This window comes from Oceanivirga miroungae (assembly GCF_902505095.1).
GTDB classification, from domain to species: domain Bacteria; phylum Fusobacteriota; class Fusobacteriia; order Fusobacteriales; family Leptotrichiaceae; genus Oceanivirga; species Oceanivirga miroungae.
Window position 1 is genome coordinate 196,660 of sequence record NZ_CABWIB010000001.1, and the last position, 12,112, is coordinate 208,771.

A 12,112-nucleotide genomic window follows, 5' to 3' on the forward strand; every position below is an offset into this window, starting at 1 on the left:
GGTGCAAATCAAATTTAAATCTGCAAATAAAAATATTTGATTTTTTAAAAAATGAGAGGTATAAATTTAATGAGGAGTATATGTTTTTATAATAATATGCTCGTTAAATATGTTTTATAATTAATTATACAAGGAGAAATAAAATGGACTCGATTAGATTAAAAAATGTTACAAAAATATATGGGGATTTTTGTGCAATAAATAATTTGTCTTTTAATATAAAAAAAGGTGATATTGTTGGGATAGTTGGTGCAAATGGTGCAGGGAAAACAACTTTGTTAGAAATGATGATGGGAATAAGAAAACCAACAAAAGGGAAAATAGAATTACTAGGAATTGATTTTAAAAATAATTCTAAAAAAGTTAAAAATAATATAGGGGTTTTATTACAAGAACAATGTGTATATAAAGATGCTAAAATTATTGAATTATTTAATTTTTTTCATGATTTATACCCATTTTCATTAAATGTTGAAGAAGTTATAGAAATTGTAAATTTAGGTAAATATATAAATGTAAAATTCAAAAATTTATCTGGTGGATTAAAACAAAGGACTTTATTAGGTTTAGCAATAATAAATAATCCTGAAATTATTTTTTTAGATGAACCAACTACAGGTTTAGATCCAGATGCAAGGAGAGCTTTATGGAAATCAATACTTAAGTTTAAAAAAGAAAATAAAACAATTATATTATCATCACATTATATGGATGAAGTGCAAAAATATTGTGATGAAGTAATTATAATAAAAAATGGGAATATAGTAAAAAAAGATAAGCCTATTAATTTAATAAATTCTGTAGTTAAAGCAAAAACTTTAGAAGATGCATATTTTTATTATGCAATGGGAGAGGAGTTATAATATATGAATAAATCAATTTTAGCGTATTTAAAGATAGAAATAAAATTATTTTTTAGAGAACCATTACAAATCGTTTTCTCGTTTTTCTTTCCTGCAGTGATGTTTGCAATATTTGCATCAGTTTTTTCTGGAAATTTATCAAATAGTAAGGATTATTTTGCAGTATATATACCAGGATATTTCACAACAGTTATATATATTGTAGCTACCTTTATGATTGGTTATAGAATGGTTGAAGATAAAGCTTCAGGTATATATAAAAGGTTAAAAGTGACTCCATTTAGTATGAAGGATATTTATAAATCTATGATTATAAAATCATTTATATTATGTACAATTGGGGTAATAGAAATATTAATATTATCAAAGTATTTATATAAGGTATCTTTAACATCATATTGGATACAATTTATAATATCCTTTATAATAGCTAATATATTTGCTGTCGCAGCAGGATTTGTAATATTTTCATTATGTTCTAATGGGAAACAAGCGATGAGTTTAATAATTATTACATTTTATCCACTTATGATGTTAGGTGATAATGCATTTCCTTTAAAAATGATGCCTATATTTCTTCAAAAGATTGCACCAATTATAAATCCATTATATCATTTAAATCAAATTATGAGGGCTTCTTGGAAAGGAAATTTATTTGAAACAAAAACAAGTTTAATTTATATTACAATTACAATATTATTATTTTGTTATATATCATATAAATATGATAGAAATATAGATAATTTTTAATATAAGAACATATACCAGTAAACTAGATAAAAAAATGAAAAGAATTTTAAAAAGTATAGATTTAGAAAAATAAATATTAGTAATAGATAAGAAAAAGTAATATTAAATGTAGCAGATGTAGGATCAAGATTTATACTTTATGTTATAATGATGATTAATTAATTATTGCTAAAATAATAGATGGAAAACAAATGAAAGTAAACTATATTAATAGGAGGTATGAAGTGATAATAAGAGGAGATTTGTATGGAAATAAATGATTTATTTTTAAAAATAGATCCGAATGATTGGGAATTATTTGCAGAAGATTTTTTTAGTAATTTTGGATATAAAATATTGTCAAGAGCAGCAGTAGGTCAAGATGGAGGTAAAGATTTAATTATAGAAAAAGATGGTGATAAAATTTTGGTTAGTTGTAAAAGATATTCTAAATCTGTTGGTTTAAAAGATGAGATTAATATAATAGATAGAATGGAACAACATGATTGTAATGTTTTCTTAGGATTTTATTCATCAAATGTATCACAAGGTTTACACGATAGAATTAATAGTATGAATTCCAATAATAGGCAAATTAACTATTTAAACGGTTCAAATATTTATGATTATATGAAAAAAATGCCAGCAGATGTTTTAGAAAAATATTTTGAAGAACCTCATAAACTTTCAAAAGAGTTTGGTGAAATATTTAGTAATGCTGAATTATTATGTGAAGGGTGCCATGGTAATATATTAGAAGTTAATATGAGATATTCATCTGAAATTGGATTTGATATTAATTATGATGAAAAAGAAATAAAAATTTTATGGGGTCATAAAAAATGTATTCCAAAATTATCTTTAAGTTTAACTATTACTGAATTAATGTATACAGAAGAAAGGCAGAAATTTGATGAGTACATAAAATCGTTACTAGATGATGGATTTAAAGTTGATTATTCAAAATTATATAAAATAAAAAGAGAATTTGAAAAAATTCAAATCCCACCTTATTGGGGAACATATATATAAAATTATAAAATAGGGGGTTTATTTATAGATACAAATATATGGTTATCTTTATATCATTTATCTTCAAATGATTTAGAACAATTTAAAAAAATAAAAGAATTATATTCTAAAAAATAAAGTTAATAATAACAAGTCAAGTGTATAATGAATTTTATAGAAATAGAGAATCTAAAATAAATGATGCATTGTCAAAATTTAAATACCAAAAAATCCAATTTCCTAATTTTATAAAAAGTTACGAAAATGAATATTTTGAAATAAAAAAAATATCTAATGAATTAGAAGAAAAAATGAAAAACATAACGGAAAAGGTTAAGTTGGAAATTAATAATTTTAAAATACCAGTTGATGAAATTTTACTAAATTTTTTTGATAGTGATAGAATAGAAGTTATCGATGATTATATAATTGATAAAGCAATTAGAAGGTTTGATTTAGGGAATCCTCCAGGGAAGGATAAAAGTTATGGAGATGCAATAAATTGGGTATATTTATTAAAAAAAATTCCTGTAGAGAATAATTTATATTTTATAAGTGATGACAAAGATTTTGCATCTTTAGTTGATAAAAATAAGTTTAGTGTTTTTTTATCTAACGAATGGGAAAAAGAAAAAAATAAAAAGTAAATCTTTGATAATTTGAAAAAAACTTTAAAAATGTTAAAATATATATAAGTTTTGTAGAAGGAGAATTAAAGATATATACAATTTAAAGAGTTATGATTATCTTACGTTGAATAACGTCAGACGATGTTGAATCACAAAAATTTTTAAAAATTTTTTCAAAAAAAATTAAATAAAAAATAAAAAAAATTAAAAAAACTTAAATGAGATTGCCTACACGTTGCCTACAACTTGTTGAAAGTATTGGGTTACAGAGTAATCTTTCCAGTCAAAGAGATAGTTTTTTCTACGATTTATTACAGAAATATATTATTTTGTATAATAAGAATAAGCCTTATAAACCAAAAGTTTATAGGGCTTTTGTTTTATGTATAGTTTTAGATAAAGTTGTTTTGGACATTTCTAATTTCTATTTCCATAATCAAAAATTGAACTTAAGGTATTTCAATGGTATAATAAGGCTATAAAAGAAAGTGAGATTATGATTGTATATTTAGTTTTTTAAAACTATAGAATACTCTTTAGATAAAAATAAAGAATAAAATTAATAATGAAAATATCAGAAAATATTAATTAATGTTTTTGTTAATATAAAAGTGAAAGGTTTTAATAACATTTTGTTAATATAAAAATGAAATATATTGTATAATATTACTTTAATAAACTAATAAGACTAACTATTAAAAGTCAATAATAAAATTTAAATAATTATCTTAAAATTTATGCACAACAAAAATAACTATACTAATATAGAATTTTTTGAAATATTTATTTTAGTTCTACATAAGGTTCATTCTTTTTTAGAACAGCATAAATAATATGGCACATTTTACGAGCAACAGCATTAACAGCTACTAAATGATGTTTACCTTCAGAACGTTTTTTATCATAAAACTCTTTGAAAACAGTATCGTTAGTACATGCAATAAATGCAGCTTGAAATAAGGCTTTTCTTAGGTGTGTTGAGCCACGTTTACTTAAATGTCCATTTGTACCGTTAGATTCTCCTGATTGGGTAACAGTTGAATCTAAACCAGCATAAGCAACAATTTTCTTATCACTAGAAAATTTGTTAATATCACCTAATTCTGCAAGTATGGTAGCACCTGTTACAGGTCCTATACCAGGAATTGTTAGAATTGGAGTATTTAGGTCTTTGACTATTGACTCTATTTCAGATTCAAGAAGATCAATTTGTTCTTCAATAACTTTAATTTGTTCAATTAAACATTTAATTTGAATAGAGTAAGAATCAAGAGCAAAATTAATACCAAAGGAAGTTTTAGCTGCTTTTTTTAGATTGTTTAATTTTACTTTCGCAGAATTTTTAAGAGTAACATTTTTCAATACTTTTTTAAAATCGTTTGCTTTAAGTTTTTTAAAGTCTTCTGCAGTATTAAAATTAAGAAGTATTTCTTTAGAAGTTTGTCCAAAAATATCACTAAAATGTGATGAATATTCAGGGAATACTTGATCTAAGTTAGCTATAATTTTTCTTTTTAAATCACTTGTTTGCTCAATTAAATAATGTCTAAATCTAGTCATATTACGTAGATTTAAGTATTTTTCATCAGCAAGTGAAGTTGTTTCAAAATTGCCGTATCTAATAAAATCAGCAATCATAATAGAATCGATAATATCTGTTTTACGTTTTCTGATTTCAGTAGCACGACGCCAACCATCAGTTTGAATAGGGTTAATTACAATAATATTAAAACCTTTTTCTATTAGATATGAATATACTGATAGCCAATAATGACCAGTAGCTTCCATACCTACTAGAATATCATTTATTGAATATTTTTCTAATTTTTCAATTAAAGAATCAGTACCTTTAATAGAATTGGAAAAAGAATGAGCTTTAAAGATTGTATTACCATTATCATCAAGCAATGAAGCAACATGAGTATTTTTAGCAATATCAATACCTAAATAAAACATAAAATCACCTACCATTAATATATTTATAGATAGAAGTCCTCAAAGGCTGATAAAAGTCACTACCTTGTTCTAAATGCGAAGTACACTAATATGTCAACATCTAACTAATTCGTAAACACTTTATCAGAAGAGGCATCACTCTTAATAAACGAAGTCAAGCTACAAGGAGTAAACGATGTCACTCTATCTAATTAAGTATATTATATATATAAAACAATATATAAACAATATTATATAAATAAAATTTAACATATAGATTATCTAATTTTAGATAACTATATTATACAAGGAGTTAAGGTAATATGTATAAAGGAAAATTTAATAAAACTGTATATATTTAGATTAAAATAGATAATAATAAAATTAATTGTCCTATTGAATCTTATGATGAAATAGTAAAATTAGGTGAGGTGATTAATATAAATAATGTAAAAATAAATAAAGCTAAACTTTGTAGAGACTTGAAAATATCCTATAATACTTTAAATAAAAGAATTAAAAATATACCATTAAAAGAAACTAGAAACAAGCCATCTATGATAGATCAATATAAAAGTGAAATTGTAAAATTATTAGAATATTAACTGAAGTAGTAAATAATATATGTGAAACTTCATTTAAAGAAAGTACTATGAAATATTGGGTTAATAATAATAAAGATGTTTTAGACCTTTTTAAAATATCTAAACACGGTAATAATAAATACTCCTCAAGAGCTGTTGTTAGGTTCGAAACAGAACCTGGACAACAAGCACAATTTGATTTCAAAGAATCCGTTAAAATTAAAATGATAGATGGTAAAGAGATGAGCGTATATATTGCATGTCTTTTATTCTCTTACTCAAGATTTAGGTTATACGTTCTAATGCCAGATTTAACTACTGAATCAGTTATACAAGCCCTTGCTATGATGTTTGAAAAAGCAGGTTGTGTACCTAAAGAAATTCTATTTGATAATGCTAAAGCTATTATGATTGAAGCTAGAACTTCTAAAAATGAAGGTAAAGTTAATCCAAAACTAAGTGCTTTTGCTAAAGATATGGGCTTTGAAATTAAACCTTGCGTTGCTAGAAGACCACAAACCAAAGGAAAGGTTGAGTCGCAAATGAAAGTTCTTGATGATCTTTATGCATATAGTGGTGATTTAGATTTTGATTCTTTAGTAAAACAAATAGAAAAAATAGAAACTAGAGAAAATTACAAATTTCATTCTAATTATCAAAAAGTGCCAACTTTAAATTTAAATAAAGAAAAAGAAGCCCTTCCTGCTTTAAACGAAGAACTTCTTAAATCATATTTACCTCAAAATTTTGAGCGTATAATTGATAAGTCAGGTATGATTAAATACGAAAACAATAATTACTCAGTTGATAACAATTACATTAATAAAAAATGTAATGTTTCCATATTCGGAAATTACCTGATAATTAAGTATAGCACAAATAAATTTGTAAGTCATTTGATTTCTGATAAAATTTTTAATTATTCACAAGAATTTTATCAAAATGCCTTATCTAAAGCTACAAATTTACCTTTAAATGATTCTAAATTAAATAAATGATTCTAAATTAAAGGAAATGGCAAAAAATAACTTGAATATATTTAATCAACAAATAATAAAAGACAATACGTTTAACAACAAATGGAAGGAATGATAAATATGACTAATTATCAAAAACTTATGAATAATTTTGAAGTACTCAAATTAAATAGTATGATAACAAACTTTAAAACTGTGCAAGATAAAATAATTGAAAATAAAGTATCTATAGTTGATTCAATGCTTGAATTAACAAATTTACAAATAGAATTCTCTAATTTAAAAAGAAAAGACACAATGGTTAAAATAGGAGCTTTCCCTCATAAAAAAAGATTAACTGATTTTGATTTTAACTTTCAGCCTGATTTAAATAAAAATAAACTTTTAGAATTTGAATCACTTGCATTTATTGAAAATAAAGAAAATATTGTTTTTTACGGTAACAGTGGTGTTGGTAAAACTCATTTATCGGTATCAATAGGTATTAGTGCTGCAGAAAAAGGAATAAAAACATATTTTATCAAATGTAATGATTTAATACAAAATTTAAAGAAAGCTAAGTTAGAAAATGTTTTGGAAAAGAAATTAAAAAATTATAGTAGATATAAACTATTAATAATAGATGAAGTAGGATATTTACCGATAGATAAAGAAGATAGTAAATTGCTTTTCCAATTAATAGATATGAGATATGAAGAAAAAAGCACAATAATAACAACAAATATACATTTTTCAAAATGGAATGAGATATTTAGAGACGAAATGTTAGCAAGTGCAATATTGGATAGAATACTACATCATGCTCATGTAGTAAGTATATCAGGAAACTCTTATAGATTAAAAAATCACGTTGTAAAAGATTAACATTTTATATTGCCAAAAATGTTAAAAACATTTCATTTTTATATTGACATTTACAATTAACAAATCTATAGTGGAAAAGGAGTTAGAATGGCAAGTTTAGTAGCTAAAGAGTATAAAAGCTTTGAAGAAATAAAACAAATTGGAGAAGATGGCGTAGAATTTTGGAGTGCAAGAGATCTTTCAGAAGTTTTAGAATATACACAGTGGAGAAATTTTGAGAAGGTTATAGGAAGAGCAATATTATCATGTGAGAATAGTGGTCGTAATGTTTCTGACAATTTTGCTGAGGTCAGCAAAATTGTAAAAACAGGAGTTTCAACGAAAAAAATTAAGGATTATAGTCTTACAAGATATGCATGTTATTTAATAGTTCAAAATGGTGATCCAAGAAAGGAAGTTATAGCATTAGGTCAAACATATTTTGCAATACAAACATATAGACAAGAAGTAGCAGATCACTTTAATGAATTAACTGAAGATAGAAAAAGATTAGTTATTCGTGGAGACATTAAACAATGGAATCAACTCCTTGTTGAGACTGCTCATGAAGCAGGAGTAATAACAAATGATGAATTTGCAATTTTTCAAAATGCAGGATATATGGGATTATATGGGGGTTTAGATGTTGAAGATATACATGAAAGAAAAGGATTAACTGCCAAACAAAAAATATTAGATTACATGGGAAGTACAGAGTTAATTGCAAATTTATTTAGAATATCTCAAACAGAAGAAAAATTAAGAAAAGACAATATATCTAATGCTAAAGATGCTACTAATATACATTATTCAGTAGGAGCAGAAGTAAGAAAAGCAATTGAAAAAATTGGTGGAACAATGCCCGAAGATTTACCCACACCAACTAAGAGTATAAAAGAAATAGAAAAAGAGCAATTGAAACGTTTGAAAGATAAATCCAAAAAAGGGCAATTAATGTTAGATGAATAAAAATTAGAAAGGAACTATTTTTATATAGGATATATATTTATTCAATCACTGCTATAGGAAAGGGTAGAAATTAAACTGTTTCTTAAGTAAAATCCATAAAGTTGATTAGGTAATGTTATATAAATAAATTTAAGATATAAATTATATGATTTTAGATAAGTATATATTGAAAGATAAATTACAAAAAAGTATAGGTGAAAATATGTATATAAAAATTCTAAATTGATTTGAAGTTGAAGTATATACAAAAGATTTTGAAAATGATTTTATAAGCCTTACTGATATTGCTAAGTATAAAAATGAAGATGATCCTAGATTTGTAATTCAAAATTGGCTAAGGAATAGAAATACATTAGAGTTCATTGGACTTTGGGAAATAATAAATAATCCGAATTTTAACCGTGTGCAATTCGATACGTTTAGAAATGAATCAGGACTAAATAGATTCACTATGACGCCTACAAAATGGGTAGATTCAACAAATGCTATAGGTATAATTTCCAAAAGTGGTAGATATGGAGGGACTTATGCTCATAGTGATATAGCATTAGAATTTGCTTCTTGGATTTCTGCAGAATTTAAATTATATTTAATGCAAGATTATAAGAGACTTAAATTAGATGAAAATTCAAAATTATCATTAACTTGGAATTTACATAGAGAAATTTCAAAAATAAATTATAAAATACATACAGATGCAAAAAAAATATTTAACAGAAGAATTAACTAATGAACAATTATCTTGTAAATATGCAAATGAAGCTGATATGTTAAATGTTGTAATATTTAATAAAATAGCAAAAGAATGGAGAAAAGAAAATCCAAATTTAAAAGGTAATTTAAGAGATTACTTAAGTATAAATGAGTTGCTTGTTTTGGCAAATATGGAAAATTATAATGCAATAATGATAGAAAAAAATATAAGTCAAAAAAATAGAATGATAGAGATAAGAAATCAAGCTAGATCACAATTACTATCGCTTGAAGAATTAAATAATAGAAGTATTAAAAGACTTGATAATAAATAATAATATTTGAATAAATAAGTTCTTGAATATTGTTAGTAAAATTTGCTATAATTGACACGTGATATCACCCTTTCTTGGTTGTGTTTAGCGATTCAATTATACAGGAAAATGGGAGGTATCACAATTTTTTTAAAAAAGTGGTATAACCCAATGAAATCAATATATAAATTAAAATATATACATATAAAAAGTACTGTATACTTTACAGTACCAGTATTTGAAAGAGGATAAATTATGGAAAAAGGAATAATATATATAATGACTACTGTTATTAAAGGGCTTATAAAAATTGGAAAGACTAAAACAGATCAATTTGAAAATAGAATGAAGCACCTAGAAAATAATGGATATGCTAATACAACTGGATTAAAAAGAGAGTTTGCTATAGAGGTAGAAGGATATGATGCTAAGGAAAAATTAATTCATAATATATTTAGTAAGAGTAGAATTGGTGAATCTGAACTATTTGCTTTAGATCTTGAAATTGCAAAATCTTTATTCTCGTCATTAGATGGAAAACAAATTTATCCAGTTGATAAAAGTAAAAAAGAAATATTTAAAGAAGCTACAGAAGAATTAGAAATTAAATGTATTCCAGATGGAGAATATATTCTAAAACGTACAGTAAGAGGCTTTGGAGAAATTAATGGAAAAGCTTTTGTTGAAGATGGAGTATTCACACTAAAAAAGGGTAGCATTTGTGCTAATCCTAGTAAAGGTCATATGCCATCAATTATTAAAAGAGCAAAAATGAAAAATAATGTTTTACAAGAAGATATAATATGTAGTAGCCCTTCAACTGCAGGTTGGATAGTTATTGGTAAATCTAATAATGGTTGGACAGAATGGAAGGATTTAGATGGGAATCCGATTCAAAAATATAGAAAAAATGTGAATGATAAAGATTAATTAAAAAACAGGTAATAAATAAGGGAATTATTTCTAATAACATTAGAATTAGCTCCCTTTTATTTTAGCAAAAATTAGATTTAAGGGTATAATAGATAAAAAGGGTTATGGGTGATTAAATTGGAAGATAAAATAAAAAAAGGTACTTTAAGATTTTTAGGGGCAAAGCACAATTTTTAATGTGTTCTGCCTTTTTATCTTAAATTACTATTATTTCACTTTATCCTATTTTATTAATCTTATGTTTTACTAACAAGAATGTTCTCTTTGTATTTTTAAAACCGTATGCTAATTTTTTCATTCTCTTTAATGATGTATTAATTCTTTCTGATCTTCCTATAAATGTCAATTTAAGATTCCCCACTTTTTAAAATTTAAGATTCCTCACTTTTATGTTTAATTTTCAATTTATCTTTTATTCTATATGATGGTCCTGTAATATTAAATAAATATGAATGGTGTAATAATCTGTAGGGTACTAAAATAGAAAAATATACTATAAAAGATATTATAGAAATTGAAAATTATATGAATAATTATCCAAGAAAAGTTTTAAATGGTAAATCATCAAAAGAAATTTATTTTAAGGAAGAAAAAACAGCATAGTTTAAATTTTATTTCTTCTATGCTGCATAAAACTTAATTTTTTTCAATTTTGGACATTTATAATTTCCACTTACAGTAAAACTTTAAAGTACAGACATTATTACTTTCATTTGACGCTCAAAATAAAACATGTTATAATAATATCGAAAATAAATGTTTGCCGTTTTCTAATAACGGGGTATTAAGTAATTAGATTTATAAATTTCCACTTGCCGATGGTGTGGGATATAAATAATTCGGTTTGTTAATGTTTGCCACTTGCTATATAAGTGGGGTAAAAATAATATAGTGTGTAAATCCCCTTTCTAATATAATGTGAGGGGATTTTTTTGGAGGAATTAAAATGAAAATTATTGAAGGGTATTCTTATCATATAAAAGATAAATTTTTTAATGATATAGCAGATAAGTATTTAATGAAAAATAAAGAAAATGGAAATTATAGACCACATTATTATGCTATAAAAGATATGAAAGACCCTAGTATTTTATGGATGATACCTATTAGTTCAAAGGTAAAAAAATATGAAAAAATTATTAAAAATAAAAAAGGGAAATATGGTAAATGTAATACTATAGTAATTGGAATATTTGCAGGAAACAAAAGTGTTTTCTTATTACAAAATGCTTTTCCAATATTACCAAAATACTTAGATCATATTCATACAGTACAGGGAAAAGAAATCCAAGTACATAAACTTTTAAAAAGAGAGTTAGAAGTTAATTTGAAAACACTTATTGCACTTAAAAATAGAAAAATAAATTTATTTTTTTCAAATATTGATGAAATTTATAAATTTATAAAAAATAAATATTAAGTAGGAAAAGCTTGAGAATAATGAGGATATTATCATTTTTAAAAAAATGATTTTATTAAGAATTCGGAGAATTGAATAAGAATATATAAATGATAAAATAAGAATACCCAATAATGATAATTTAAGATTCCTCATTTAGAGAAAATTTAGTAACAGAGAATATGAAGTAATAACAATAAGAAGTAAATGAAAAAGAGAAAGAAATACTAAAA

Annotated in this window: 14 protein-coding genes; 12 read left to right on the forward strand and 2 right to left on the reverse strand. The window is 24.2% G+C overall.

Translation table 11 applies throughout. The annotated features are described in order from the left end of the window. Positions 1-143: 143 nt before the first annotated feature. The 4 genes from OMES3154_RS01185 to OMES3154_RS01200 all read left to right on the forward strand — a co-directional run bounded on the left by OMES3154_RS01185 (position 144) and on the right by OMES3154_RS01200 (position 3,250). Positions 144-863 carry an ABC transporter ATP-binding protein gene (locus tag OMES3154_RS01185; RefSeq protein ID WP_156683007.1) on the forward strand — a complete coding sequence of 240 codons (720 nt, stop codon included), beginning with the start codon at positions 144-146 and terminating at the stop codon, positions 861-863. 3 nt (positions 864-866) lie between these two features. Further along, positions 867-1,613, forward strand: coding sequence for an ABC transporter permease (locus OMES3154_RS01190; protein WP_156683008.1), 747 nt, complete (start codon positions 867-869; stop codon positions 1,611-1,613). 246 nt (positions 1,614-1,859) lie between these two features. Continuing rightward, positions 1,860-2,624 carry a restriction endonuclease gene (locus OMES3154_RS01195; protein WP_156683009.1) on the forward strand — a complete coding sequence of 255 codons (765 nt, stop codon included), beginning with the start codon at positions 1,860-1,862 and terminating at the stop codon, positions 2,622-2,624. A 122-nt stretch (positions 2,625-2,746) separates the two neighbouring features. After that, positions 2,747-3,250 (forward strand): PIN domain-containing protein, encoded by a 504-nt coding sequence (locus tag OMES3154_RS01200; protein WP_331458794.1) that lies wholly within the window; start codon positions 2,747-2,749, stop codon positions 3,248-3,250. 765 nt (positions 3,251-4,015) lie between these two features. Here the strand turns inward: OMES3154_RS01200 and OMES3154_RS01205 are convergent. Beyond that, positions 4,016-5,188: an IS110 family RNA-guided transposase gene (locus tag OMES3154_RS01205; protein WP_156683929.1), complete on the reverse strand. Its 1,173-nt coding sequence runs from the start codon at positions 5,186-5,188 to the stop codon at positions 4,016-4,018. 410 nt (positions 5,189-5,598) lie between these two features. Between OMES3154_RS01205 and OMES3154_RS01210 the strand changes: the two genes are divergently transcribed. The 7 genes from OMES3154_RS01210 to OMES3154_RS01235 all read left to right on the forward strand — a co-directional run bounded on the left by OMES3154_RS01210 (position 5,599) and on the right by OMES3154_RS01235 (position 10,477). Next, positions 5,599-5,772 carry a hypothetical protein gene (locus tag OMES3154_RS01210; RefSeq protein WP_156683011.1) on the forward strand — a complete coding sequence of 58 codons (174 nt, stop codon included), beginning with the start codon at positions 5,599-5,601 and terminating at the stop codon, positions 5,770-5,772. 47 nt (positions 5,773-5,819) lie between these two features. Continuing rightward, positions 5,820-6,749: a DDE-type integrase/transposase/recombinase gene (locus OMES3154_RS01215; protein ID WP_156683012.1), complete on the forward strand. Its 930-nt coding sequence runs from the start codon at positions 5,820-5,822 to the stop codon at positions 6,747-6,749. Positions 6,750-6,830: 81 nt separating this feature from the next. Further along, positions 6,831-7,592: an IS21-like element helper ATPase IstB gene (istB, locus tag OMES3154_RS01220; RefSeq protein ID WP_269432402.1), complete on the forward strand. Its 762-nt coding sequence runs from the start codon at positions 6,831-6,833 to the stop codon at positions 7,590-7,592. 87 nt (positions 7,593-7,679) lie between these two features. Continuing rightward, positions 7,680-8,540, forward strand: a complete 861-nt coding sequence (dinD, locus tag OMES3154_RS01225) for a DNA damage-inducible protein D (protein ID WP_156683013.1) — start codon at positions 7,680-7,682, stop codon at positions 8,538-8,540. A gap of 283 nt (positions 8,541-8,823) precedes the next feature. After that, positions 8,824-9,270 carry a KilA-N domain-containing protein gene (locus OMES3154_RS06665; protein ID WP_231679280.1) on the forward strand — a complete coding sequence of 149 codons (447 nt, stop codon included), beginning with the start codon at positions 8,824-8,826 and terminating at the stop codon, positions 9,268-9,270. Further along, complete coding sequence (locus OMES3154_RS06670) at positions 9,236-9,568, forward strand: hypothetical protein (RefSeq protein ID WP_231679241.1); 333 nt, start codon at positions 9,236-9,238, stop codon at positions 9,566-9,568. The genes OMES3154_RS06665 and OMES3154_RS06670 overlap by 35 nt, the downstream gene beginning before the upstream one ends. Before the next feature lie 234 nt (positions 9,569-9,802). Next, positions 9,803-10,477: a DUF4357 domain-containing protein gene (locus OMES3154_RS01235; protein WP_156683014.1), complete on the forward strand. Its 675-nt coding sequence runs from the start codon at positions 9,803-9,805 to the stop codon at positions 10,475-10,477. 220 nt (positions 10,478-10,697) lie between these two features. On the opposite strand, the gene OMES3154_RS06580 is transcribed toward OMES3154_RS01235, so the two are convergent. Further along, complete coding sequence (locus OMES3154_RS06580) at positions 10,698-10,826, reverse strand: hypothetical protein (protein ID WP_269432403.1); 129 nt, start codon at positions 10,824-10,826, stop codon at positions 10,698-10,700. Positions 10,827-11,426: 600 nt separating this feature from the next. On the opposite strand from OMES3154_RS06580, the gene cptIN reads away from it, so the two are divergent. Then, a complete protein-coding gene (gene cptIN / locus OMES3154_RS01240; protein ID WP_156683015.1) occupies positions 11,427-11,900 on the forward strand; it encodes a type III toxin-antitoxin system CptIN family toxin in 474 nt (157 codons plus the stop codon). Positions 11,901-12,112: the final 212 nt, after the last annotated feature.

What these genes read in the sequence shown, in the direction of transcription:
- OMES3154_RS01185 (WP_156683007.1), top strand. Translation starts at nt 144, where the DNA reads ATGGACTCGATTAGATTAAAAAATGTTACAAAAATATATGGGGATTTT.
- OMES3154_RS01190 (WP_156683008.1), top strand. Translation starts at nt 867, where the DNA reads ATGAATAAATCAATTTTAGCGTATTTAAAGATAGAAATAAAATTATTT.
- OMES3154_RS01195 (WP_156683009.1), top strand. Translation starts at nt 1,860, where the DNA reads ATGGAAATAAATGATTTATTTTTAAAAATAGATCCGAATGATTGGGAA.
- OMES3154_RS01205 (WP_156683929.1), bottom strand. Translation starts at nt 5,188, where the DNA reads ATGTTTTATTTAGGTATTGATATTGCTAAAAATACTCATGTTGCTTCA.
- OMES3154_RS01215 (WP_156683012.1), top strand. Translation starts at nt 5,820, where the DNA reads ATGAAATATTGGGTTAATAATAATAAAGATGTTTTAGACCTTTTTAAA.
- istB (WP_269432402.1), top strand. Translation starts at nt 6,831, where the DNA reads ATGGAAGGAATGATAAATATGACTAATTATCAAAAACTTATGAATAAT.
- dinD (WP_156683013.1), top strand. Translation starts at nt 7,680, where the DNA reads ATGGCAAGTTTAGTAGCTAAAGAGTATAAAAGCTTTGAAGAAATAAAA.
- OMES3154_RS06670 (WP_231679241.1), top strand. Translation starts at nt 9,236, where the DNA reads ATGCAAAAAAAATATTTAACAGAAGAATTAACTAATGAACAATTATCT.
- OMES3154_RS01235 (WP_156683014.1), top strand. Translation starts at nt 9,803, where the DNA reads ATGGAAAAAGGAATAATATATATAATGACTACTGTTATTAAAGGGCTT.
- cptIN (WP_156683015.1), top strand. Translation starts at nt 11,427, where the DNA reads ATGAAAATTATTGAAGGGTATTCTTATCATATAAAAGATAAATTTTTT.